This is a genomic window from Methylobacterium carpenticola (assembly GCF_042748905.1).
In the GTDB taxonomy this organism is placed as follows: Bacteria; Pseudomonadota; Alphaproteobacteria; order Rhizobiales; family Beijerinckiaceae; genus Methylobacterium; species Methylobacterium carpenticola.
The window spans coordinates 5,670,675-5,693,682 of sequence record NZ_JBHZEO010000001.1 but is presented as its reverse complement, the minus strand read 5'-3'; the positions used below and the strand labels follow the sequence as shown (position 1 = coordinate 5,693,682).

The following is a 23,008-nucleotide window of genomic DNA, read 5'->3' as shown; positions in this document are numbered from 1 at the left end:
TGAAGGGTGGCTGCCCCGGCCCGCTGGTGGCACGGCACGCACCCCCCGGGGGCCCTCGGAGACTCGCGCAACGACGCACGCGCCCCATATGGGCCGGACGGGCGCGCCGTTCTTCACTCAGGTTGGGAGCCCCCGAAGGCCGCGCTCGTCGCTGAGCCGCCCAGATCCCAGGGCATCATCGTTGTAGAATTGTGACAGGATGCAGTCCTGTCACGGACAGAGGATCGGGCCCTCTTCCATCATTAGGCAGAAGCCAAGCCACAAGGGCGGGCACAACGCAGGCTTGAGCAGCGCGCCCAGTTCCGAGCGGCAGCGAGACATCTGCACCAAACAGTTCCGTGTATTTGACTATTATTTATCGACCCCTTCAATAAATGAGTGGCCAAAATAAGCAAGTCGTCATATCGGATGTATTTTTGCTTGATGGTAATTTACAAATGTCGAATTATATATCTCCCAATATTTCATCTCATGATCGGATTATTATAAGGGCGGCTAGCGGCCATGTTTTGAACGGATTGCCTTAAAAAAATCTCCTTGACTTGCAGCGATCCAAGCTTGATCAGGGCTAATCGTGTTAGCGCAGCATGGTCATGTTTTCGGAAGCGGCTTCTCGAAGCGTCGAGACTTATCGACATGATGACAATAGATCTTGGGAGCCGTGGCTCTCCTGGTGGCCAGTCACAGTATCGTATGTACCCACAAAAGATCCGGATGCATCTCTTGTTCCCGATGTGTCCCGATGGCCGTTACGCGGTTTGGTCTGGATGTTGATTGTTGAGCGCCGTCTCGGCGACGGCGGATGGGAGTACCGTCGCCGCGTTCGTTCGATATCGCAGGACGAATACGATCGGGCGCAGTGGTGAATACGTCTGCCGCCTCCTGCGGTGAGTTGACCGATGTAGACGCTGCCGCTGACCGCAGCGCTTGCGACGTACAACGTCCGGTCTGCCGAGCGGCAGCGAAATCGAGCCGCTAGCAGGGTGCTGAAAAATTCAGTCTGGCTCCGCGACGAAGCCCGAATCGTCGCTGTTGTGGATGAAGATGTGCCCGACGAGCCGGCCCGCGGTGCCCAGCATCACCCAGCCGCGGCCGCAGGCAGGATCAGCGTCGTTCAAGCCTTCCCAGGAGAACTCAGCGCAAGCCGAACCGTCGCGCGATCCGTAACGCACGTCGAGGCTGCCTTGGACCGCGCCGAACACGAAGCGGCCATCGTGCTCGCCCGCGAAGGTGATGTGGGCCGGCTCAAGCAGGTCAAGATAGTCGGTGTCCCACAGGTCCATCTCGACGATCCGCCACCGGCCCTGGAAGGCCTTGGCCAGCCCGGACGCGCGGCGCGTCACGCCAGGGCTCCCAGCAGCTTCGGCAGCCGGATCAAGGTGTAGGCCGCAGCAAAGGTGAAGTCCCACCCAACCCGGTCCTTGCGGCGGAAGCGGGTCTTGCGTCGGCCCGCCACCGTCCTGATCCAGCCGAACCCTTCCTCGATGCGCTTGCGCAGTTTCTGGCTCATGGCATAGCCCGCATGGCGCGTCGTTCGCCGGTCGATGGCCGAGCGCCGGCCGTTGGTGTTCTGGGCCACGTGCGGGCGCACGTTCCTGGACCTCAGCTCATTGACGAAATCCTCGGCGTCAAAGGCCTTGTCTGCCCCGACCGAGATGGCCTGGGGCCGGTCGGCGCGCGGCTCGATCATCGCCAAGGCCGCGATCCGCTCCGCGTGGCCGTCAGCGCTCGTCAGGCAGGTGCCGACGAGCAGGCCCGCGCGGTTCTCCATCAGGAGATGGCCCATGAAGCACAGCTTGGCTTCCATCCCGGACCCCTTGCGGCAGAGCCGCGCCTCCGGGTCGGTCGTGCTCTGGTGTGTGTCGTCCGGGCGCTTCTGCCCGCGGAAGTCGACGTCCGCGTTGCGTCCGCCGACGGGCGGTGCGTCCGCATCCTTGTTGGATTTCGGCTTGAAGCTCTTCATCGAAGCCCATGCCTCGACCAGGGTGCCATCCACGCTGAAGTGCTCGGTGGAGAGCAGGCGCGTCACCTTGGGCTGGCTGAGCACGGCAGCCAGGAACTTGGCCGCGATGTCGCCTTCGAGCAGCCGGTCCCGGTTCTTGGCGAATACGGAGGCGTCCCACACCGCCTCATCGATGCCCAGACCCACGAACCACCGGAACAGGAGATCGAACTCCAGTCGTTCCATCAGCTGCCGCTCTGAGCGGATGGAGTAGAACGCCTGCAGAAGCATGGCCTTGAGCAGCATTTCGGGTGCGACCGAAGGCCGTCCGACGCGCGAGTAGTGGCTTGTCTGGGCTGATTTGATGAGTTGCGCGTTGGTGGGGAACGATCCCGGGAGGCGCGCGATGAAGAAGTACGTTGTGACGCTCACGGCGGCGGAGCGGGATGAGCTTTCTGGGCTGGTGTCGCGCGGCAAGGCCGAGGTGCGCCGTCTCAAGCACGCGCAGGTGTTGCTCAAGGCTGACGCGAGCGCCGCGGGACCGGGCTGGCCCGACGAGCGGATCGCCGCAGGGGTCGGGGTCGGAACGGCGAGCGTGGAGCGGGTGCGACGGCGCTTCGTCGAGGAGGGGCTGGAGCGGGCGCTGAGCCCCTACCGCAAGGGCCAGCGCCTCTACGCCCGCGCGCTCGACGGCGAAGCGGAGGCTCACCTGATCGCCCTGGCCTGTTCATCGCCGCCTCAAGGACGGGCGCGCTGGACGCTGCGCCTGTTGGCCAGCCGCATGGTCGAACTGCAGCCCGTGCCGGGCGTGTCTCACGAGACGGTGCGTCAGACACTCAAAAAAACACTCTCAAGCCGCACCTGAGGAAGATGTGGTGTATCCCGCCCAAGCACTCGGCGGAGTTCGTCTTCCACATGGAGGACGTGCTGGAGGTCTACTGCCGACCCTATGATCCGCGTCGGCCGGTGGTGTGCCTGGACGAGAGCTTCAAGCAACTGATCGGTGAGACCCGCCCGGCGCTGCCCCGCGCCGCAGGGCGGTGGCGCGCCACGATCACGTCTACGTGCGCAACGGCGTGGCGAGCCTGTTCCTCGCCTGTGAGCCGCTGGCGGGCTGGCGGCACGTGGCCGTCACCGCCCAGCGACGCCGCGTGGACTGGGCGCGCGTCGTGCGCGACCTGCTCGACGGCCGCTATCGCGAGGCCGAGCGGGTGGTGCTGGTGATGGATCAACTCAACACTCATGCCCTGGCCAGCCTGTACGAGGCCTTCCCGGCCGCCGAGGCGCGCCGCTTGGCCGAGCGCATCGAGCTTCATCACACGCCCAAGCACGGCTCGTGGCTTAACATGGCCGAGATCGAGTTGAGCGCGCTGGGGCAGCAATGTTTGGCCCGGCGCATCGCCCAGGTGGACACGCTCACTCAACAGCTGGCCCGCTGGGAGGAGGCCCGCAACGCCGGGCAGACCAAGGTGGACTGGCACTTCACCGCCGGTCAAGCTCGCGACAAGCTGCGCAGTCTCTACCCATCAATTGATCCCTGACAAGGTAGCAGAGCGGCGCGAACGCACCACTGATGGCTTGCAGGGCGTCATCGGTGATTTGACGAATGGTGCGGAGCGGGTGGTCGGCTCTGACGCGCGCCTCCAGGTCCACGTAAGAGAACAGCGATCCAGAGCGTGTGTCTGATCCCCGCATTCCCGCCCCCGACAACGGTCGCGTCGGGAGTGAATCACGCCGCCGTCCCGCGTGCCACGGGGTTTTTCAGCACCCTGCTAGCATTACAGTTGCATGGTGTTGCGCCTATCTGAAGGTTTTGGACGGAGAGCCCGATGCCCTCAGCCTCGTTGGAGACCACGTTGGAGCTCTGGTCGACGTCGCTGCGCGAGGCCAAGCAGCGCATGCGACCGCTGTTTGCCGCTCCCAGTGTCGCCGCCTCCGCGAACGCCTTCCTGGATGGGCTGCTCGGGGGCGAGCGGCGCAAGACTGGCTGGATGCGCGCGGAAGCAGCCGGGGATCCTGGGCCCTGGCGTCAGCAGGCGATCCTGGGCCGCAGTCACTGGGACGCGGACGCTCTGCGCGACGTGGTACGCGACCTCGTGATCGAGACGCTTGCCTCACCAGATGCGACCCTCGTGCTCGACGAAACCGGCTTTCTCAAGCAGGGCAAAGCCTCGTGCGGCGTCGGCCGTCAGTACACGGGCTCGGCCGGCAAGATCACGAACTGCCAGATCGGCGTGTTCGCGGCCTACGTCTCGGATCAGGGGCACGCCTTCATCGACCGTCAGCTGTATCTACCCAAAGCGTGGAGCGGTGATCCAGCGCGTAGGCGGGCGGCGCATGTTCCCGACGAGATCGCCTTTTCGACCAAGCCACAGCTGGCGCGGGGGATGATCCAGCGCGCGATCGCCGCGGGGGTGCCGTTTGCCTGGGTGGCGGCGGACAGCGTCTACGGGGTGAGCGAGATCGAGATGGCGCTGCGGCGCGCCTCCAAAGGCTACGTGCTGGGCGTCACCGGCCAACACAGCTTCTGGTCCTGGATCACCGAACGTCCCATTGCCGGCACGGCCGAGGAGATCGCCAAGGCTCTCTCGGAGACGGACTGGGTCCGCTTATCAGCTGGGGCGGGCACGAAGGGCGCACGCCTGTTCGACTGGGCCTACCTGCCCCTGGCCACCCTGCCGGCCAGCGCCGTGGATCCGGCCCTCGATGAGAGCGAGTGGACGCGCGGCTTGCTGGTCCGGCGCAGCCTCTCGGACGGGGCTCTGGCCTACTTCACGACCTGGTGCCCGGCCGGGACACCCGTCTCGACGCTGGTGGCGGTGGAGGGCCGGCGCTGGGCGATCGAGGACGCCTTCGAGACCGCCAAGACGGAACTCGGCTTGGCCCACAACGAGAGCCGCTCCTGGCATGGCTGGCACCGGCACGTCTCGCTGGTGATGCTGGCCTTTGCGATGCTGGCGCGGGTGCGCCGATTGGCGAACGGCGCGCCCCCAAAAACCGCGCTCATCGCCACGCTCGCCGGTGCCCTGGTCGGTCCAGGAGATCCGGCGCGTGGCGATGCGGCTGGCACAGCGACGCATTGAGCCCGCTGTCGTCATTGCATGGTCAGCCTGGAGACGCGCTCATCAAGCGGCAGCCCGAGAAGCATATCTGAAACGCCGCATGCAACTGTAATGCTAGGGCCTGTTGTCGCTTGAACCCTCTGGGCTGATGAGCGTTTCCCCACTTTGAGTGAGGAGACGCGATGCTGACGGACGCCCAGTGGGCCGAGTTGGAGCCGCTGGTGGAAGCCTGCCGGCCCAAAGGCAAGACGCCGCCCCTTGAACTGCGCCGCACGATCTCAGCCATCCTTTGGCGGCATCACAACGGCGCCTCCTGGCGCGCCATCCCGGCCGAGCTGGGTCCCTGGTGGCAAGCCGCCCAGGTCTTCATCCGCTGGGCGCGCGCCGGTGTCTGGGAGCGGCTGCTCGACCTCGTGCAGACCCGCGGCGTCGCGCTCGGCATGGTGTTTCTCGACGCCACGAGCATTCGGGCTCACCAGAAGGCGGCGGGCGCGGCCAAAAGGGGGGATCTGGAGCCGAGCGAGACCATCGTGAAGCTCTTGGCCGTTCGCGTGGCGGCTATGGCACCAAGGCCTGCGTGATCGCCGACGGGCGAGGACGCGCGATCGCGTTCCGCCTCGCGCCCGGCCAGGCGCATGAACTGCCGCACGCTCTCCCGTTGCTCGATCGACTGCCCGGCGTGCCGCAGTGGGTGGTGGGTGACCGCGGCTACTCCAGCCACCGTTTTCGCGAGGCGATCTGGACCGCCGGTGCACGGCCAGCGATCCCGACCAAGGGCAACGAGGCCCCGCTCGCCTGTCCTGAGTGGATCTACAGCAACCGCAACATTGTCGAGCGGCTCCGGGCCCGGCTCAAGGAGTGGCGGGCCATCGCCACCCGCTACGAAAAGACCGCCGTCAGCTTCATGGGCATCCTTTGTCTGGCCGCCACTCTCGATTGGCTCAAGTGACGACAGGCCCTAGCATTACAGTTGCATGCGGCGTTTCAGATGTGCTTCTCGGGCTGCCGCTTGATGAGCGCGTCTCCAGGCTGACCATGCAATGACGACAGCGGGCTCAATGCGTCGCTGTGCCAGCCGCATCGCCACGCGCCGGATCTCCTGGACCGACCAGGGCACCGGCGAGCGTGGCGATGAGCGCGGTTTTTGGGGGCGCGCCGTTCGCCAATCGGCGCACCCGCGCCAGCATCGCAAAGGCCAGCATCACCAGCGAGACGTGCCGGTGCCAGCCATGCCAGGAGCGGCTCTCGTTGTGGGCCAAGCCGAGTTCCGTCTTGGCGGTCTCGAAGGCGTCCTCGATCGCCCAGCGCCGGCCCTCCACCGCCACCAGCGTCGAGACGGGTGTCCCGGCCGGGCACCAGGTCGTGAAGTAGGCCAGAGCCCTGTCCGAGAGGCTGCGCCGGACCAGCAAGCCGCGCGTCCACTCGCTCTCATCGAGGGCCGGATCCACGGCGCTGGCCGGCAGGGTGGCCAGGGGCAGGTAGGCCCAGTCGAACAGGCGTGCGCCCTTCGTGCCCGCCCCAGCTGATAAGCGGACCCAGTCCGTCTCCGAGAGAGCCTTGGCGATCTCCTCGGCCGTGCCGGCAATGGGACGTTCGGTGATCCAGGACCAGAAGCTGTGTTGGCCGGTGACGCCCAGCACGTAGCCTTTGGAGGCGCGCCGCAGCGCCATCTCAATCTCGCTCACCCCGTAGACGCTGTCCGCCGCCACCCAGGCAAACGGCACCCCCGCGGCGATCGCGCGCTGGATCATCCCCCGCGCCAGCTGTGGCTTGGTCGAAAAGGCGATCTCGTCGGGAACATGCGCCGCCCGCCTACGCGCTGGATCACCGCTCCACGCTTTGGGTAGATACAGCTGACGGTCGATGAAGGCGTGCCCCTGATCCGAGACGTAGGCCGCGAACACGCCGATCTGGCAGTTCGTGATCTTGCCGGCCGAGCCCGTGTACTGACGGCCGACGCCGCACGAGGCTTTGCCCTGCTTGAGAAAGCCGGTTTCGTCGAGCACGAGGGTCGCATCTGGTGAGGCAAGCGTCTCGATCACGAGGTCGCGTACCACGTCGCGCAGAGCGTCCGCGTCCCAGTGACTGCGGCCCAGGATCGCCTGCTGACGCCAGGGCCCAGGATCCCCGGCTGCTTCCGCGCGCATCCAGCCAGTCTTGCGCCGCTCGCCCCCGAGCAGCCCATCCAGGAAGGCGTTCGCGGAGGCGGCGACACTGGGAGCAGCAAACAGCGGTCGCATGCGCTGCTTGGCCTCGCGCAGCGACGTCGACCAGAGCTCCAACGTGGTCTCCAACGAGGCTGAGGGCATCGGGCTCTCCGTCCGAAACCCTTCAGATAGGCGCAACACCATGCAACTGTAATGCTAGTCCGGCGCGCTGACCGCGACCCCGGACTACGCGACCAAATCGCGGAGGCGTTGGGTCAGGTCCGGGCGGTCTCGTCGCCGAGTGGCGGGGAAACCGACCTGCGCAGCCAGAACTTTTCCGACAGCCTCATCCTGTCCGCCGCGAACACGCCGGACGGGCTCTGGCACCTGCTGTTCTCGGTTGATGCGCTCGCCTGGAACTTGCTTCAAATCGGGGTCCTAATCCGCGGTGGTGTGACAATTGGGGGTATGCGACACGATCCTAACCTCGTGTTCGGTGTCGGGGTGAACGAGGCCTATCGCCTCGAGTCGACGGTCGCGAAGATGCCGAGGGTGGTGTTGGGCGCCCGGGCCTTTGAAGCCGCCGAGCGATATGCCCGCGAAACCGAGGTCTGGGCCGTCTATCGCAACGCGAGGCTGCTGCGCGACCGGGATGGCGTCTGGTTCTTAAATTACCTAACCGAACTCGGCTGCTACAACCGGCAGGATCCGGGCAACCCGGACATGCTCCGGCACCCTTTGTGCAGTGTAGGACGGTCGATCCGACAGATCATCCAGACGAAGCTCGACCTGACGCTCGATCAGCCCGACGTCTATGCCAAGGTGGAGTGGCTGGCACGCTATTGGAACGCCGAGGTGGCCAGACACCCCGACCCGAACGTGGAGCCGGCAATAGGACCTATCAGTCTTGCCGGTCAGGAGGTCCGCGTCCCGCCCCTCCCATTCCGTAGCTCTTGAATCTTATGGTTGATCTGCTTCGCGCACCTACTGCACGGGGGGCGCTACCGATATAAAGCAGCTCGGTAGCAGATAGACGAAATTTCAGTATAGATTGCGATTTGTGGGTAGCAATTCTTGCCCAATAAAGCCGTAAGCTATGTTCGCCAATTGGATCGACGGGCGCGCACTGGCGTCGCTACCAGGGCGCCCGGCACCTGGAGCCGCCAGTGCGGTGGGGCGTAGACTTCGATGCGGCCTTGTGGAAGGTGATCAGCGATCCGGAAGAGGCTGGTATCGCCGAGAGCGAGGCCAGACGGCGCGAGGCGCTGGTGAGCGGCACGTTTGCAGCCTGCGGCGCCGATCTTATGGCGCTCGAGGCTGCCGCCCGGCGGCAGGATGTGGTGGTTGCGGTGCTGCGGGCTGGGCGGGCGCGCCTTGACGCGTGATAGTTCCAAGATTCTGAGCTGGAGGGGCGTGAAGCTCAGAGGCTCAACACGTCACCATTCGGCTCAGGCAGTCGGGCAGCTAGTGACTGCTCGCACTTCATCGACTGAGGACTTCGCTGAGCCGGCTCTGGCCCCAAATAGCGTCTTCCCTCACCTGCCGATGGGCGTCGGCATCGCCATTGAGTGCGGCAAGCAGCGTCGCAAGATCAAGACTCTGAGCAAGCGGCGTGTTTATGTCTGCTGCCGCCCTCTTATAAGGAGCGGCTAACAGAGGGCTGAGATCCAGTCGAGCATCCTGTTTGATCATGGCTGCTGCCCGATCGAGAATATCGAAGAGTGCACTCCCATTGCGTCCGGGGAAACCGGGCGGAGTCTCGCGAGCCGCTACCTTCTCAATCAGCGATTCGCCGAGGCCGCAATTTACCCCTATAGTATCCGAACGCGACCAGACAATCTGCGCACGGAGAAGAATCGGCTGATTTTCATCGTTGATCCATTTCCAGCAATCTTCAGGCGAAGCGGTCGTCAATGCATCAGCAGTCAATCCAGCGACGAAATCTACTGCTTTATGGCTGTAACAAAGGCGATCGCCAACCGGCAGGAATGAAAGAGCAGATTGAAGCGCGAGGTCGCGAAGCCGAACCAATGGGGCGTTAGAGTCCAGTAAAGCGACAGAAAAGGCGAACTGAAGCAGCAATGACCAGCGTTCGAGCGCGTGCTGAAAAAGCTCGCCGAACCGGGATGCCGCGAACGGTTGGAGAACGAAGTTGCGCAGAGCTTGCTCCACCCGCCCGATCCTCCGGGCCGCGTCATGGCCTGCATCACGCCGGTTGGCTTTAGAAAGCATGATCTGCGAATGAGCCGCCCACAAGGCGAGGTCGCGGCCAGAACGGAACGACTCAAAATTTTCACGACAAATGCGTTCTGGGCGTCGCACTCCGAGGATTTCGTCGAACACCGCCAAGGAAGCTTCAAAGGCCGCACAACGGATCGGGCCTTCGGGGTGCGCAGCTGCAAAGCGGTGCCTTATCTCAGGTGTGTCAACCAATGATGGCTCAAATACGCTCCACAATTTTCCAGGATCAACGTCCAGCTGAGCTGCAGCGTGGAGCGCATCATCTAGAGCGGCCATGACGGCGGCTCGTCTTGCCTCAAGAGAGGCCTCTTCCTCTGCTAAACGCTCGATTTCATTCGCAGCGTACCGCTCGCCGCCTATCGCATGCTTCGGTTCGAAACGAAGTAGGACACGCCTGCGACGATTCTCGTAAGGCCGGTCTTTCTGCCGATGCCAAGCGTGAACCATTTCTTTTAACATAAGCGCGCTGACCCGCACCCGCCCCGCTAGCGGTACTTCGCTTGTAGTAAGCATGTGATCTACGGAAGAGGCTTTCCAACCTTCTCCGTCTTCGCCACCGTGCAGGAGGCGCGCTACTCCGAAGCCGATGAAAAGAGGAACGCCGCTCTGCAGCGCCTTGCAGGCGACCGCCTCATTCCAGCAACAAGCTTCACCAACGGCGCCAACCACGGCTGGAAGAATTTGCCGTTTGTCGGCTTCTGCTGCAAACCAGCGCAACCGATCAGGAGCACCACGCAGCAGAAGACGGGTGACGAAACCCAGTCCGTAACCAGCGAAAGCACCTACTGGTGCTGGATGTCGCATCCATCCGTCGGCCAGCGGTAGAGAGTTCCAATCGTTGATCGAGAGCTCCTGGCTCTTATATATAGGCGATACTGCTCTCTGTCGTGCGCTGGTATGTTTCTGAGCGAGATCGAGGGCTTCGGTAAGGCACGTAAGGATTGTTGATTCAGGGCTTGAGCGACGGAATATTCTGCATAATACAGCTTTGATAGCTTCTTCTGGCGCATGCGAACGTGCAACCATTTCGCCGATGCCAATGAGAACCGCACCTTGACGCGGCATATCGCCAGATCGCATTCGCTGCTCGATGAGACGACCCAGGAGCAGCCCATCACAATCCCAACGTCCACCGGCCGCTGTTCTGCTCAGTAGGCATTTGAGATAGGCTTGCTTCAAAAGCTTACGTTCACTGTCGCTCTTTGCATCAATTAGCCAAGCCGCAGCAGTAAGCACTCCCGGCGCTCGGCACGGATCGGAATTACCGTTTATCATTTGAAGGCCATTGAAATGTTATTGTGGGTTGAGTGGAGCTAGAGATGTCCCGCCCATGCGTCAAACCGTCTATATAAAGCGCGGCATCGTGGGCCGCAGCGGGATCCAATTTTGATATGCAAAACGGCCATACGCCCGCCGAGCGATTAAGACTATTTGAAAGTAGATAGACTTCCTTTTCGCCCTCATGCGGATTCAGCAGAAGATAGCGGTCATGAAAAGCCTGATCTGACCCATCAACCAAATTTATGACCTGTAGGCGATGTGACGCATTCGGAACCCTATCACTTCGAAGTTCATCAAGGGCCTGCCGCAACTTAGAGATCAAATCCTCGTTCTGTTGGTTTGTTTCTGGATCAATACCTCTCAGACTTGTCACGACTGTGAGGGCCACGTCCACGCTTTCAAGCCTGGCAATAACCCTCTTCAGAGTATCGACTCCAAAAAATGGATCAACTAGCACACCGGCGTTTACACGAGCACCGTCCAGCAACGTATTTAAATAGCTGATGACATTGACTTCGTGGGCCACACCACGCGGAAACCACCGATCGCTTCCGATTGGGGGAACCAAGCGCTTGATCAAAGCCCGCATCTGCGCCTGATATACGTCAAAAGGCACGTTATTAACGCCAATCAGTGACCGCCTCGTCGACCGGGTTTGTACCACGCTTGCTCGGTCGCGAAGCGGCGAACTAAGACCCTGCGCTGAGCGGGCTAATCGATCATCAACTTCGCGCACAGAGGCCAGCATGGACATGTTTAAGCCCGCGCGAAGAAATAAGGAGTGTTCCTCAAATTGAGCAAGTGAACCCGCCTCATCAAACACAGACATGCAATAGTGATCGAAAGGCACCGCCTTGAATCGCAATTCTTGACCAGGACTCAATACGAATAATCTCGAAAATACCCAGTCGCCGCTAAGCTTCAATTGCAACTGTACGTTGACGGCCGAGGATCCAATCCGGCGATGACGGATAATAACACTGTCTGGATAATTCGTTGCCTCGAGATTATTTTCACGATCAATATCTAAATCGATCAGCATCTCACTTGACTCGATTTTCGGGCTGTCGAAAATATCGAATGCGCCAATGCGATCAGATGCTCGCCGAAAATCAATACCAATTGTGGATTTTAGAAAATCGAATGCTGTTCGCCACTCTGCATCCGATAGTTCAGGAATACGCAAGCTCGCATATGTCGTTGATGATTGAGCTGTGCGACCGAATCCATCGAGTAACCTTCTCCGTGAACTCCCAAATTTGAACGTTGGTCCGCCCATATCGGTGAGATCGATCACAGATTGACCCCCAAGTGCATCGATAATTTGCTGTGATTTCGCTGTGTTAACGAGATTCTGAACAATCTGGATGCGCTGTTCGCCCAAGGATGTGCTTGAGAGCTTGTCGCTCTCAGCAATAGCTGCCCATGGATCCGCCTTATGGATGAGACATCCATAGAGTAGGGCGGAGTCCTCACTGAAGGCCGCCCATAGCCAGTGACGATCGACGGTGTCAGGCATACGGCTTTTTTGATCCTCAAATCTAGATGAATGGAGCGCGCTGTGCCCGTTGAGTCGCACGCACAACGGGCGTGCCGTAGGGATCGCTGTGGGAGCGAACTGCGGCTGAGGTTGTCTCCAACCGCCGTTGAATAGGATTCGATTTGCGAATTTCCACCTGATCAGAGACAACAATGGTTCACTACAGAATGACCCTGATTGACATGATTGGGAAGGGGCGGCCGCTCGCTTCGTGCCGTCTCTTGGCCTTGCGGGTGAGCGTATGATGGAGTTTGAGCTTGAGGCGCTCACCAGCTCGTCAATGGACCAGCGCACCCTGGAACGATGGAACCAACGTAAAGGAAGCGCTGGTCCATCGGCGAACTTGTCGCCCTGGGACGCTCGCGCAGGATCCGGACGATGGTGACCTATTAGGCCCCGGTTCAGCTCGTGCAACTACACGGCGAGGCCGGCGCGACCGACGGGGCCAACCCGACGCTGAAGCAGCGGATTGCCGCAATAGGCGGCAAGCGGGGTCACTTGCGCGAGGCGCTGGACTACGCCCGTGCCACCCAGGCGGAAACGGTCACCATCGATCCAGAGAGAGGCGAGCAGCTCACCCGCTCGGTTCGCAAGCGTTTGCGTTCTGGCGATGTGCCTGCGCGCAAGGCCTACATCGCGTCCATCGTCGACGCGGTGATCGTCACCGAGGACACTCCGCGTGTCGTCGGGTTCAACGACAACCTGGCCGCTGCCGTGACAGGCAAGCCCAAACCAAAAAGGGTTCGCAACTCAGTTCAGGAATGGTGCCACAGGAGGGATTCCAACCCTGGCCTCACCTCATTATGCATGAGGGGGCGCAACCCATCACAGTCCCTGTATGATTTGGATCCGCAAACGTGAGCGCGCCTAGCAAAATGGTCGGCGTGCCTTTCAGGCGCTGCACCGATCCGCGGCAAGCCAAAGGCCAAACAGCCTGAAGGGTGAGGTGGCTTCCGATTGGCTTCCTAATCTCGGGTCTTCGGAAGCCACAAGCATTACCATCACCGACTAAGTGCTTGATTTCGAATGGTCGGAGCGGCGGGATTCGAACCCACGACCCCTAGTCCCCCAGACTAGTGCGCTAACCGGGCTGCGCTACGCTCCGACACTTGATCCCGGCCGGTGCCGCGATGAAGCTCGCGGTTCTTAGCCGTCCCGGGTCGCGGGTGCAACCCTTTTCGGCGGGCCTTCCGCACCGTGCGAGGCCGGGGCGGAAGGCAGGGCCGGGGAGGGCGGGACCGCCCGCCCCGGCGCGGCCGGATCAGAGCGACTTGAGCAGCGTCTCGGCGCTCGACACCTCGGCCTTCGAGGGCGAGTCCTCGACGTTGAGGGCGCGCACCACGCCGTCGTCGACCAGCATCGCGTAGCGCTTGGAGCGCACGCCGAGGCCGAAGCCCGCGCCGTCCATGTCGAGGCCGATCGCCTTGGCGAAGTCGCCGTTGCCGTCGGCCAGGAACTCGATGCCCTCGGCGCCCGCCGACTTCGACCACGCGTCGAGCACGAAGACGTCGTTGACCGAGGTCACCGCGATCGCCTCGACCCCGTGCGACAGGATCTCGTCCCGCTTGGCGATGTAGCCCGGCAGGTGGTTGCGGTGGCAGGTGGGGGTGAAGGCGCCCGGCACGGCGACCAGCACCACGCGGCGGCCCTTGAACACGTCGTCGGTGGTCTTCGCCGCCGGGCCGTCCGCCGTCATCACGCGGAAGGTCGCCTGGGGCAGGTGGTCGCCTACCTGGATCGTCATCGTGCTCTCCGATCGGTGAAGGCCGACCGGCGGCGCCTGCCGCCCGGTCGCCTGAGCCTCCGCTCCTGTGCCGGGCCCCGGGGGACGGATGACCGCCCCGCCGCGTCCGGGCCGCGCCCGCTGCTTAGCGCGGCCATTCCCGGGTGTCGAGGTTGGCCTCGGTCGTCACCGGCCGCTCCCCCGGGCTCGCCAGGATCAGGTTCAGGGAGAGACGGTCGTCCCGCGCCGAGGGCCGCTCCAGGACGGGAATGCGGAACAGCACCGTCCCGGGCGCCTCGGGCCGCGGCCGGGGCGGGGGCAGCAGCAGCCAGCCCGGCGGGGCGGAGACGAACAGGTCCGCCCGGTCGCCGCTCGGCACCCGGGCCCGCACGGCCACGAAGAGCCGGCCGGCGAGACCCGGCGGCTCCGGCACGGCGCCCAGAACCGTGAGCGCCCCCTCGCCGAGACGGACCGGCCGCGGCGCGGCGGCCACCGCCTCGGCCACGCGCGGGTCGCCGACCGCCGCCGCATCCGCCGGCAGGGTCAGCGACAGGTCGGCCCGCACCGGGATGCAGATGTCGTTGCACACGCCGTAATCGAGGCGGAGCCGGAGCGAGACCGGGCCGCGCGCGTCCGCCGGCACCACCCGGATCGGCAGCACGACACGGTCCACGTAGCCGAAGACGACGTCGCCCGCCTCCGTCATCCGCCGCGGGACCGGCCAGAGCACCTCGACCGCGGCGGCGTTGAGGGAGGCGGACCAGTCGATCGCGGGCGGCATCCCGGCCTCGCCGGGATCGCGCCAGAAGGTCTTGAAGCCGCGGTCGAGGAGGATCTCCAGGCCCGCGTAGCGCACCCCGCCGGCCTGGCCGCCGGGCACCAGCCGCGCCCGGGCGTGCAGCCCCGTCGCCCAGGCCGAGGCCGCCCGCGCGGGCGCTCCTCCGGCGCAGGCCAGAAGGGCGAGCGCGAGCGCGAGGGAAGCGCGGCGGATCCGGCGCCGCCCCGGAGCAGGAAGGGTCATGACCTCGTCGTCCGCACGCCACGCGTCCCGAAGGTATCAGCGGGAAACAGCCCCTTGCGAGAAACGATCGTGTGACCCCGGCGATCCCGCGAGCGCCGCCGCGGCGTCGTTCCGCGCCCGCGGCGGGGTTTCGAGGATGGACATTGCCGGGCCGGGGCGTAGCATGCCCCCATGCGCACTTTATCCGCCCCCCACGAGACGACGGTGCCGGACGAGACGCCCGCGGCGAGCTACCTCGACGGTCAGCTCCTGGTCGCCATGCCGGGCATGACCGACGAGCGCTTCGCGCGCGCGGTCATCTATCTCTGCGCGCATTCCGCCGAAGGGGCGATGGGCATCATCGTCAACAAGCCGGCGGCCGACCTCAACATGCCCGACCTGCTGGTCCAGCTCGACATCATCCGCCAGGACGACGCCATCCGGCTGCCGAACCGGGTCGGGCACATGCCGGTGCTGATGGGCGGGCCGGTGGAATCGAGCCGCGGCTTCGTCCTGCACTCGCCCGACTTCCACATCGATCAGTCGACCCTGCTGATCGACGACGGCATCTGCCTCACCGCCACGGTCGAGATCCTGCGGGCGATCGCCGCCGGCACCGGCCCGCGCGACGCGGTGCTGGCCCTCGGCTACGCGGGCTGGCAGGCCGGCCAGCTCGAGAGCGAGATCCAGGCCAACGGCTGGCTGCACTGCCCGGCCGATCCGGAGCTGATCTTCAACACCGCCCTCGACGCCAAGTACGACCGGGCGCTGCGGGCGATCGGGATCGAGCCCGCCATGCTCTCGACGAGCGCCGGGCACGCCTGAGGGCGCCGCCCGTCATCCGGTTGCCGAACCGGACGTCCGGATCCCGGATCACTCCGGCTGCTGTGGATCGAAGCCCGGGTTCAGCCCCTCCACGGTGGGCGGGCGCCGCCGGGCGGGGCGCGGGGTGTTGCTGGCGGTCGGGGACGCGCTCGTGGCGATGCCGAGCCGCGTCGCGAGCGAGAGCACCCGGGCCTCCGTGAAGCGCAGGTGGCAGAAGCCGTGCACGCCCTCGCGGGCATAGGCGCGGCACATCTGCTCCCGATCGGCCGAGAAGGCCGCCTGCTCGGCCACGATGGGACGCACGTCCTCGCGCCGCGCCCGCTGCGTCATCACCTTGTAGTTCTCGCGCACGGCCCGGTCGGCGGAGCCGCGGGCGGTGTCGAATTCCTGGGCGCGCGTCACCAGGGCGGCGGCGCCCGGCCCCCACAGGCCCTTCGGGGTCGTCGCGCAATCCGCCGCCTGGAAGACGCAGATGTCCGGCTCGGTCTGCGGCGTCACCAGCACGCTGCCGTCCAGGATCTCCATCCGCAGCGGGCAGACCGGGTCCGAGGAGGCGAGGCGGGTCACGCCGTTCGGCCGGCCCTGGTCGGCGAGGGCGATGGGGGTGCCGCCATTGAGGGGCACCCGGCAGGATTCCGTCGGCTGCGAGACCTTGGTGCCGTCGAGGGTGATGCGGGCCGTGAGCCCGCCACCCTGCGCCCGCTCGAGCCGAAGGGAGCCGGCGGAACCGTTCTGCTGCAGGTCCTGGCCGATGGCGCCGTCGTCGTTCGGCGCCTTGATCACCACGGGCTTCGGCGGGGCGGGGGGCGCCGGGGCCGGCCGGCTCTCGGGCGGCGGCACGTCCATGGGCGGCGGGGCGACGCGGGGCGCGGGCTGCGCGGGGCGGGCCGCCCGTCCGATGCCGAACAGCTCCTCGAAGAAGGATTGGGCCGAGGCGGGGGCGGGCAGCAGGACCACCGCGAGGGCGAGGAGGAGGCGGGTCCGGGGCATCAGGCTCCAATGGGCGATCGGCGCGGAGGCCAACCCTACCATGCGACCCGTGGCGCCGACGTGGCAAGGCCGCAACATTCTCGTGGCGCCTTGGCCGGATGCGCGAATCCCGCGGCGATCCGGCTTGACGGCGCGCGCGCGCGGCCCCCGCAACTGGCTGCCGTCTCGCTCCGGCGCGACCTCGCCTTGCGGGCCTTTGGCGGCGTTCTTATATCGCGTCCGGCGCGGGCGCCGCCATCGACCCTCACCCCCGAGGTCTGGACGGATCCCGCCCCGGTCAACTGATTTTCGTCACCTGTAGCACCATGGGCCGAGCTGCTTCGGGGCTCGGCGGTCTGCTTAAAACATCAACGAGGGATCCCACCATGGGTAAAGTCATCGGTATCGACCTTGGCACCACGAACAGCTGCGTGGCCGTGATGGAAGGCACGCAGCCCAAGGTCATCGAGAACGCGGAAGGCGCGCGCACCACCCCGTCGATCGTCGCCTTCACGGACGACGGCGAGCGGCTCGTCGGCCAGCCGGCCAAGCGCCAGGCGGTCACCAACCCCTCGCGCACCTTCTTCGCCATCAAGCGTCTCATCGGCCGCACCTACGACGACCCGATGACGCAGAAGGACAAGGGCCTCGTGCCCTACGCGATCACGCGCGCCGGCAACGGCGACGCCTGGGTCGAGGCGGACGGCAAGCAGTTCTCGCCGTCGCAGATCTCCGCCTTCACGCTCCAGAAGATGAAGGAGACGGCGGAGTCGTATCTCGGCCAGCCGGTCACGCAGGCGGTGATCACGGTCCCGGCCTACTTCAACGACGCCCAGCGCCAGGCGACCAAGGATGCCGGCAAGATCGCCGGCCTCGAGGTGCTGCGCATCATCAACGAGCCGACCGCGGCGGCCCTCGCCTACGGCCTCGACAAGAAGAAGTCCGGCGTGATCGCGGTCTACGACCTCGGCGGCGGCACCTTCGACGTGTCGATCCTGGAGATCGGCGACGGCGTCTTCGAGGTGAAGTCCACGAACGGCGACACCTTCCTGGGCGGCGAGGATTTCGACAACCGGATCGTCGAGTACCTCGCGGCCGAGTTCAAGCGCGAGCAGGGCATCGACCTGACCAAGGACAAGCTCGCCCTCCAGCGCCTCAAGGAGGCGGCCGAGAAGGCCAAGATCGAGCTGTCCTCGGCCACCCAGACCGAGATCAACCTGCCCTACATCACGGCGGACGCCTCCGGGCCGAAGCACCTCGCGCTCAAGCTCAGCCGTGCCAAGTACGAGTCGCTCGTCGACGACCTCGTGCAGCGCACCATCGAGCCCTGCCGCAAGGCGCTCAAGGATGCGGGCGTCTCGGCGAGCGAGATCGACGAGGTGGTGCTGGTCGGCGGCATGACCCGCATGCCGAAGATCCAGGACGTGGTGAAGACCTTCTTCGGCAAGGAGCCCCACAAGGGCGTCAACCCGGACGAGGTCGTGGCGATCGGCGCCGCGGTGCAGGCGGGCGTGCTCCAGGGCGACGTCAAGGACGTGCTGCTCCTCGACGTGACCCCGCTCTCCCTCGGCATCGAGACCCTGGGCGGCGTGTTCACCCGGCTCATCGACCGCAACACCACCATCCCGACCAAGAAGTCCCAGGTCTTCTCGACGGCGGAGGACAACCAGAACGCGGTCACCATCCGGGTCTTCCAGGGTGAGCGCGAGATGGCGGCCGACAACAAGCTGCTCGGCCAGTTCGATCTCGTCGGCATCCCGCCGGCCCCGCGCGGCGTGCCGCAGATCGAGGTGACCTTCGACATCGACGCCAACGGCATCGTCAACGTCACGGCCAAGGACAAGGCGACGGGCAAGGAGCACCAGATCCGCATCCAGGCTTCGGGCGGCCTGTCCGATTCCGAGATCCAGCGGATGGTGCAGGAGGCCGAGGCCAACGCCGCCGAGGACAAGAAGCGCCGCGAGATCGTCGAGGTGAAGAACCAGGGCGAGAGCCTCGTCCACGCCACCGAGAAGTCGGTGAAGGAGTACGGCGACAAGGTCTCGGAGGCCGACAAGGCCGGCATCACCACGGCCATCGACGCCCTCCGCCAGGCGCTCGCCGGCGAGGATGTCGAGACCATCAAGGCCCGCACCACGGACCTGATGCAGGCCTCGATGAAGCTCGGCGAGGCCATGTACGCGGCGCAGGGCGGCGAGGCCGGCGCGGCGGGGCCGGAGGGCCAGGCCGAGGCCAAGAAGGACGATGTCATCGACGCCGACTTCCAGGAGGTCGACGACAAGGACCAGAAGAAGCGGGCCTGATCACGGGTCCGGTGCGGCCGGGTTTCGCCCCGGCCGCGCGTGTCTTGCGTCAGCAGCCAAGTTAAGCAGCCAAGCGAAGACCGGCCGGTCCCCGGCGCCTGAGGCGGCGGGGGCCGCGCGTATGTTCGGGGTGTGAGGCCCCAAGGGGCTCGGGGACGGGGAATGTCGAAGCGCGACTATTACGAGGTGCTGGGCGTCGCCAAGACGGCGAGCGAGGGCGAGATGAAATCCGCCTTCCGCAAGCTCGCCATGGCCTACCACCCCGACCGGAACCCGGGGGACAAGGAAGCCGAGATCAAGTTCAAGGAGGTCAACGAGGCCTACCAGACCCTCTCGGACGGCCAGAAGCGCGCCGCCTACGACCGCTTCGGCCACGCCGCCTTCTCGCAGGGGGGCCCCGGCGGGCCGGGCTTCGGCGCCGATTTCGGCGACTTCATGTCGGACATCTTCGACACCTTCTTCGGCGATGCCCGGGCGGGCGGCGCGCCCGGGGCCCGGGGCGGGCGGACCGGCGGCGGCCGGGAGCGCGGGGCGGACCTGCGCTACAACCTGGAGATCACGCTCGAGGAGGCCTTCGCGGGCAAGACCGAGACGATCCGGCTGCCCACCTCCGTCACCTGCGAGGTCTGCGCGGGCTCCGGCGCCAAGGCCGGCTCGAAGCCGCGGACCTGCCCGACCTGCGGCGGCTACGGCCGGGTGCGGGCGGCGCAGGGCTTCTTCGCCATCGAGCGGACCTGCCCGAACTGCCAGGGCCGGGGCGAGATCATCGACGATCCCTGCACCGCCTGCGGCGGGGCGGGCCGGGTCACCCGCGAGCGCACGCTCTCGGTCAACGTGCCGGCGGGTGTCGATGACGGGCTGCGCATCCGCCTCGCGGGCGAGGGCGAATCGGGCCTGCGCGGGGGGCCGGCGGGCGACCTCTACATCTTCCTGTCGATCAAGCCGCACCCGTTCTTCCAGCGCGACGGGGCCGACCTGTTCTGCCGGGTGCCGATCTCCATGGTGACGGCGGCCCTCTCGGGCGAGATCACCGTGCCGGTGATCGACGGCTCGCACACCACCGTGCGCATCCCGGCCGGGACGCAGACCAACAAGCAGTTCCGGCTCAAGGGCAAGGGCATGCCGGTGCTGCGCTCGCGCGACGTCGGCGACCTCTACATCCAGGTCTTCGTCGAGACGCCACAGAACCTCAGCAAGCGCCAGCAGGAGCTGCTGCGGGAGTTCGACCAGCACGGCACCCAGGCCGACAACCACCCGGAGAGCGCGGGCTTCTTCTCGCGGGTGAAGGAGTTCTTCGACGGCCTGAGCGGCTCCGGACGCGCCTGAGCGAAGCCGGAATCCGCATTGCGGCGCACTTGTCCGGTGCTCGGACGGAACGCGCCGCGCAATTTCCCCGTGAACCGGAACGCAGCACGCGCGTTGCACGCGCGGGCCTGCTCAAGCTGTCTTCCGGTGCGGGAGACCGGTCGAGAGCCGGCTCCAGGCTTGACGGCGGCGCCCCTTTGGTCGAGAGCCGTTTCCCAATCGTCCGCGTGATTTAAGGGTCCGACCGTCTTGCCCTTGCCCCGCCGATCCAGCGCGAAAGCCGTCGCCCTGTCCCGCACCGCGCCCCGGCGCGACCTGTTCGAGGACGAGGCGCGCTTCCTGCGCTCGTGGTTCGAGCGGCCTCTCGTGACCGGAGCGGTGACGCCTTCCGGACGGATGCTCGCCCGCACCATGGCCTCCTACGTCGACCCGCGCGTGCCCGGCCCGGTGATCGAACTCGGGCCCGGCACCGGCCCGGTGACGGACGCCCTGGTGCGTCGCGGCATCGAGCAGGAGCGGCTCGTCCTCGTCGAGTACAATCCGGATTTCTGCGAGCTGCTGCGCCGCCGCTTCCCGCGGGCGACGATCCTGCGGGGCGACGCCTACCGCATCCGCGAGACGCTGCGGGGCGTCGTGGACGAGCCGGCCTGCGCCACCATCTCGAGCCTGCCGCTCCTCACCAAGCCCCTGGAGCAGCGCCTGGAGCTGCTGCAGGGCGCCCACGAGCTGATGCAGGCGAACGCCCCCTTCGTGCAGTTCACCTACGCGGTGGCGCCGCCGATCCCGGAGCGCTCCTCGACCTACACGGCGAGCCGCTCGAACAAGGTCTGGCTGAACCTGCCGCCGGCCCGCGTCTGGGTCTATCGCCGGCCCTGATCGCCGCCTGCGCCTCGCCCGAATGGCGGAGGCGCCGCGCATCGTCCGCTCCCGCGATCCTCTCTATAAGTCGAGCCGCGCGGCCGCTCCGGGGCCGCGCGGCGAGGAGCAAGGAGGAACGCATGCACGTCACGATCGAGCAGGCCCAGCAGGCGATCGAGGCCGCGCGCGCGAAGGCGGCGGCGATCGGCACCCAGATGTGCATCGCGATCGTCGATTCGGGCGGCAACCTGAAGGCCTTCTACCGGATGGACGACGCCTGGGTCGGCTCCATCGACATCGCGCAGAAGAAGGCCAAGACCGCCCTGTTCTTCGGCATGCCCACCGGCCAGATCGGCCAGCTGTCGCAGCCGGGCGGCCCGCTCTACGGGATCGAGCACTCGAATGACGGGCTCATCACCTTCCCGGGCGGGATTCCGATCGTGGACGAGGACGGGGTGATGTCGGGGGCGATCGGCGTCAGCGGCTCCACCGTGGAGAACGACCACGCGGTGGCGGAGGCGGGCGCGCAGGCCATCGGCCGCACCGAATTGCCCGCCCATCCCTGGCGGACCTGAGCGCTCGGCAGGTTTCGCAAGAGCGGCCACCGGTTTTGCGACAGGACCCCGCGACACATCAGGAATCGAGGCGGACCTGCGTTCGGCCAACGCAGGTCTGCCCCGGCGGGGGCGGAACCAAAGGCCACGCTTCCGCCTTTTGGACGCGATCCTCTGGTCTGAGGGCGCCGCCCGGCCAGATCGGGTTCGTACCGGAGTTTCGCCGTGCTCAGCCGCACCGTCCTCGTCCTCGCCCTCACCTCGACCTGCGCCCTGGCCTCGCCCCAGCAGACGCCCGCGCCCGACCGCGCAGCCCTCAAGCAGTCCTGCACGGGCGACTACCTGACCTATTGCGGCAACTTCCCGCCGGACGGCCCGGAGGTGCAGGCCTGCTTCAAGCAGAACAAGGCGAAGCTCTCGCAGCCCTGCCAAGCCGCCATCGCCGGCTACATGAAGGCGCAGCGGCGGAGCTGACGCCGCCCCACGCGCCCGTCGGGGCTTCCGGCGTCGAATCGGGGCCCGGAAGCCGGGACGCTCCTCGTGACGAGGAGCGGGACGGGAGCCGGAGCGCGGACGGGATGTTTGCACGCAGCATCAGCAACGCCGCGTAACGACTTGCCATCCTTCGTCGATCGGGCGCGATCCTGTCACCCGCCGATGATCCGGCCTCCCGCTCGCCCGCGAGGCCGCGGCGTGAGCCGTCGCACATGCCGCATCGGTCGTTCATGCCACAGTCAGGATGAAACGGCCGCCGAGCGGGCCGGATCCGGCCTCGCCGCCCCCTGTGTCGCATCCCGGCACTGGCGGTCCGCCGTCTCCGCCGCTCCACTGGGCGGCCCTGCAACGAGACTGGCCCATGACGGACACATCCCTGTTCCTGGAGATCGGCGGCGCGATGGCGCTCGCGACGCTCGCCGGCCACGGCATCCGCTGGGCCCTCGACGCCTGGGTCCGCCTCGCGCCGGCCGGCGAACCGGAGGACGGCGCGGAATAGTCCGCCGGCCAAGCTGTGGATGGAGCCGCCCAGCCGGGCGGTTCCGGCCGCCATCGTCAATCCGTCAGCTCTGCCAATGGGTTGATTGCTTATCCTGAGGTCCGACGCGATGGGCCGGACCGCCGCCCGGGTCTGATGGACGGAGCCTTATCGCCAGCGCAGTCAAGGACTTGGCAGGATATCCTCGGGCCGCCGCAGGGTCCTGGCCGGACGTTTGACTCGAAGAGCCGTCAAGCCTTCCTTCACGAACGCGCGTCAGCGTGG

General features: G+C 65.9%; 20 protein-coding genes, 1 tRNA gene and 2 pseudogenes. 13 read left to right on the top strand and 10 right to left on the bottom strand.

Annotation, left to right across the window (positions count from 1 at the left end):
- Positions 1-995: 995 nt before the first annotated feature.
- Positions 996-1,283 (bottom strand): hypothetical protein, encoded by a 288-nt coding sequence (locus tag ACE101_RS26360; protein WP_379138948.1) that lies wholly within the window; start codon positions 1,281-1,283, stop codon positions 996-998.
- A 56-nt stretch (positions 1,284-1,339) separates the two neighbouring features.
- Positions 1,340-2,374 (bottom strand): IS5 family transposase, encoded by a 1,035-nt coding sequence (locus ACE101_RS26355; protein ID WP_379136087.1) that lies wholly within the window; start codon positions 2,372-2,374, stop codon positions 1,340-1,342.
- Here ACE101_RS26355 and ACE101_RS26350 point away from each other — a divergent pair.
- Positions 2,349-3,483 (top strand): annotated as a pseudogene (locus ACE101_RS26350) (IS630 family transposase). The gene ACE101_RS26355 and the pseudogene ACE101_RS26350 overlap by 26 nt on opposite strands.
- A 10-nt stretch (positions 3,484-3,493) precedes the next feature.
- Here the strand turns inward: ACE101_RS26350 and ACE101_RS26345 are convergent.
- Positions 3,494-3,637, bottom strand: a pseudogene (locus ACE101_RS26345) (IS5/IS1182 family transposase); the annotation flags it as partial.
- A 134-nt stretch (positions 3,638-3,771) separates the two neighbouring features.
- Here ACE101_RS26345 and ACE101_RS26340 point away from each other — a divergent pair.
- Together ACE101_RS26340 and ACE101_RS26335 are read left to right on the top strand one after the other, a co-directional pair.
- Positions 3,772-5,025 carry an IS701 family transposase gene (locus ACE101_RS26340; protein WP_379132658.1) on the top strand — a complete coding sequence of 418 codons (1,254 nt, stop codon included), beginning with the start codon at positions 3,772-3,774 and terminating at the stop codon, positions 5,023-5,025.
- Positions 5,026-5,186: 161 nt separating this feature from the next.
- Positions 5,187-5,953, top strand: a protein-coding gene (locus tag ACE101_RS26335; RefSeq protein ID WP_379136084.1) for an IS5 family transposase whose coding sequence is annotated in 2 segments (ribosomal slippage) — positions 5,187-5,502 and positions 5,502-5,953 — 768 coding nt in all. Because the reading frame shifts where the segments join, the coding sequence is not laid out codon by codon here.
- A gap of 106 nt (positions 5,954-6,059) precedes the next feature.
- Here the strand turns inward: ACE101_RS26335 and ACE101_RS26330 are convergent.
- The gene (locus ACE101_RS26330) at positions 6,060-7,313 is read right to left on the bottom strand and encodes an IS701 family transposase (RefSeq protein WP_379136082.1); all 1,254 of its coding nucleotides are present in this window, start codon (positions 7,311-7,313) and stop codon (positions 6,060-6,062) included.
- A gap of 108 nt (positions 7,314-7,421) precedes the next feature.
- Between ACE101_RS26330 and ACE101_RS26325 the strand changes: the two genes are divergently transcribed.
- On the top strand, positions 7,422-8,108 hold the full coding sequence (locus tag ACE101_RS26325) for a hypothetical protein (RefSeq protein ID WP_379136080.1): 687 nt from the start codon (positions 7,422-7,424) through the stop codon (positions 8,106-8,108).
- Positions 8,109-8,347: 239 nt separating this feature from the next.
- Positions 8,348-8,536 carry a hypothetical protein gene (locus tag ACE101_RS26320; protein ID WP_379136078.1) on the top strand — a complete coding sequence of 63 codons (189 nt, stop codon included), beginning with the start codon at positions 8,348-8,350 and terminating at the stop codon, positions 8,534-8,536.
- A gap of 97 nt (positions 8,537-8,633) precedes the next feature.
- Here ACE101_RS26320 and ACE101_RS26315 read toward each other — a convergent pair whose 3' ends face one another.
- Together ACE101_RS26315 and ACE101_RS26310 are read right to left on the bottom strand one after the other, a co-directional pair.
- Positions 8,634-10,628, bottom strand: coding sequence for a hypothetical protein (locus tag ACE101_RS26315; protein ID WP_379136075.1), 1,995 nt, complete (start codon positions 10,626-10,628; stop codon positions 8,634-8,636).
- A 25-nt stretch (positions 10,629-10,653) separates the two neighbouring features.
- The gene (locus ACE101_RS26310) at positions 10,654-12,192 is read right to left on the bottom strand and encodes a VPA1262 family N-terminal domain-containing protein (RefSeq protein WP_379136072.1); all 1,539 of its coding nucleotides are present in this window, start codon (positions 12,190-12,192) and stop codon (positions 10,654-10,656) included.
- 429 nt (positions 12,193-12,621) lie between these two features.
- Between ACE101_RS26310 and ACE101_RS26305 the strand changes: the two genes are divergently transcribed.
- The gene (locus ACE101_RS26305) at positions 12,622-13,074 is read left to right on the top strand and encodes a hypothetical protein (protein ID WP_379136070.1); all 453 of its coding nucleotides are present in this window, start codon (positions 12,622-12,624) and stop codon (positions 13,072-13,074) included.
- Between the two features lie 166 nt (positions 13,075-13,240).
- Here the strand turns inward: ACE101_RS26305 and ACE101_RS26300 are convergent.
- The 3 genes from ACE101_RS26300 to ACE101_RS26290 form a co-directional block, all read right to left on the bottom strand.
- A tRNA-Pro gene (locus ACE101_RS26300) sits at positions 13,241-13,318 on the bottom strand.
- A gap of 156 nt (positions 13,319-13,474) precedes the next feature.
- Positions 13,475-13,957: a peroxiredoxin gene (locus ACE101_RS26295; RefSeq protein WP_379136067.1), complete on the bottom strand. Its 483-nt coding sequence runs from the start codon at positions 13,955-13,957 to the stop codon at positions 13,475-13,477.
- A 124-nt stretch (positions 13,958-14,081) separates the two neighbouring features.
- On the bottom strand, positions 14,082-14,957 hold the full coding sequence (locus ACE101_RS26290; RefSeq protein WP_379136064.1) for a protein-disulfide reductase DsbD domain-containing protein: 876 nt from the start codon (positions 14,955-14,957) through the stop codon (positions 14,082-14,084).
- A 171-nt stretch (positions 14,958-15,128) separates the two neighbouring features.
- Between ACE101_RS26290 and ACE101_RS26285 the strand changes: the two genes are divergently transcribed.
- Positions 15,129-15,761, top strand: a complete 633-nt coding sequence (locus tag ACE101_RS26285) for a YqgE/AlgH family protein (protein WP_379136062.1) — start codon at positions 15,129-15,131, stop codon at positions 15,759-15,761.
- A gap of 48 nt (positions 15,762-15,809) precedes the next feature.
- Here the strand turns inward: ACE101_RS26285 and ACE101_RS26280 are convergent, their stop codons facing one another.
- Complete coding sequence (locus tag ACE101_RS26280) at positions 15,810-16,751, bottom strand: hypothetical protein (RefSeq protein WP_379136060.1); 942 nt, start codon at positions 16,749-16,751, stop codon at positions 15,810-15,812.
- Between the two features lie 365 nt (positions 16,752-17,116).
- Between ACE101_RS26280 and dnaK the strand changes: the two genes are divergently transcribed.
- The 6 genes from dnaK (at position 17,117) to ACE101_RS26250 (ending at position 22,744) form a co-directional block, all read left to right on the top strand.
- Positions 17,117-19,033, top strand: coding sequence for a molecular chaperone DnaK (gene dnaK, locus ACE101_RS26275; RefSeq protein ID WP_379136057.1), 1,917 nt, complete (start codon positions 17,117-17,119; stop codon positions 19,031-19,033).
- A gap of 162 nt (positions 19,034-19,195) precedes the next feature.
- Positions 19,196-20,359: a molecular chaperone DnaJ gene (dnaJ, locus tag ACE101_RS26270; protein WP_379136055.1), complete on the top strand. Its 1,164-nt coding sequence runs from the start codon at positions 19,196-19,198 to the stop codon at positions 20,357-20,359.
- Positions 20,360-20,587: 228 nt separating this feature from the next.
- Positions 20,588-21,214 carry a class I SAM-dependent methyltransferase gene (locus ACE101_RS26265; protein WP_379136054.1) on the top strand — a complete coding sequence of 209 codons (627 nt, stop codon included), beginning with the start codon at positions 20,588-20,590 and terminating at the stop codon, positions 21,212-21,214.
- Between the two features lie 122 nt (positions 21,215-21,336).
- Positions 21,337-21,771: a GlcG/HbpS family heme-binding protein gene (locus ACE101_RS26260; RefSeq protein ID WP_379136053.1), complete on the top strand. Its 435-nt coding sequence runs from the start codon at positions 21,337-21,339 to the stop codon at positions 21,769-21,771.
- 204 nt (positions 21,772-21,975) lie between these two features.
- Positions 21,976-22,224 (top strand): hypothetical protein, encoded by a 249-nt coding sequence (locus ACE101_RS26255; RefSeq protein ID WP_379136051.1) that lies wholly within the window; start codon positions 21,976-21,978, stop codon positions 22,222-22,224.
- A 382-nt stretch (positions 22,225-22,606) separates the two neighbouring features.
- Complete coding sequence (locus ACE101_RS26250; protein ID WP_379136049.1) at positions 22,607-22,744, top strand: hypothetical protein; 138 nt, start codon at positions 22,607-22,609, stop codon at positions 22,742-22,744.
- The last annotated feature ends 264 nt before the right edge of the window (positions 22,745-23,008 follow it).

Excerpts from the sequence above, each read along its gene's own strand:
- dnaK (WP_379136057.1), top strand. The coding sequence starts at position 17,117 with ATGGGTAAAGTCATCGGTATCGACCTTGGCACCACGAACAGCTGCGTG.
- ACE101_RS26360 (WP_379138948.1), bottom strand. The coding sequence starts at position 1,283 with ATGGACCTGTGGGACACCGACTATCTTGACCTGCTTGAGCCGGCCCAC.
- ACE101_RS26295 (WP_379136067.1), bottom strand. The coding sequence starts at position 13,957 with ATGACGATCCAGGTAGGCGACCACCTGCCCCAGGCGACCTTCCGCGTG.
- ACE101_RS26290 (WP_379136064.1), bottom strand. The coding sequence starts at position 14,957 with ATGACCCTTCCTGCTCCGGGGCGGCGCCGGATCCGCCGCGCTTCCCTC.
- ACE101_RS26310 (WP_379136072.1), bottom strand. The coding sequence starts at position 12,192 with ATGCCTGACACCGTCGATCGTCACTGGCTATGGGCGGCCTTCAGTGAG.
- ACE101_RS26330 (WP_379136082.1), bottom strand. The coding sequence starts at position 7,313 with ATGCCCTCAGCCTCGTTGGAGACCACGTTGGAGCTCTGGTCGACGTCG.
- ACE101_RS26250 (WP_379136049.1), top strand. The coding sequence starts at position 22,607 with ATGACGGACACATCCCTGTTCCTGGAGATCGGCGGCGCGATGGCGCTC.
- ACE101_RS26280 (WP_379136060.1), bottom strand. The coding sequence starts at position 16,751 with ATGCCCCGGACCCGCCTCCTCCTCGCCCTCGCGGTGGTCCTGCTGCCC.
- ACE101_RS26285 (WP_379136062.1), top strand. The coding sequence starts at position 15,129 with ATGCGCACTTTATCCGCCCCCCACGAGACGACGGTGCCGGACGAGACG.
- ACE101_RS26260 (WP_379136053.1), top strand. The coding sequence starts at position 21,337 with ATGCACGTCACGATCGAGCAGGCCCAGCAGGCGATCGAGGCCGCGCGC.
- dnaJ (WP_379136055.1), top strand. The coding sequence starts at position 19,196 with ATGTCGAAGCGCGACTATTACGAGGTGCTGGGCGTCGCCAAGACGGCG.
- ACE101_RS26340 (WP_379132658.1), top strand. The coding sequence starts at position 3,772 with ATGCCCTCAGCCTCGTTGGAGACCACGTTGGAGCTCTGGTCGACGTCG.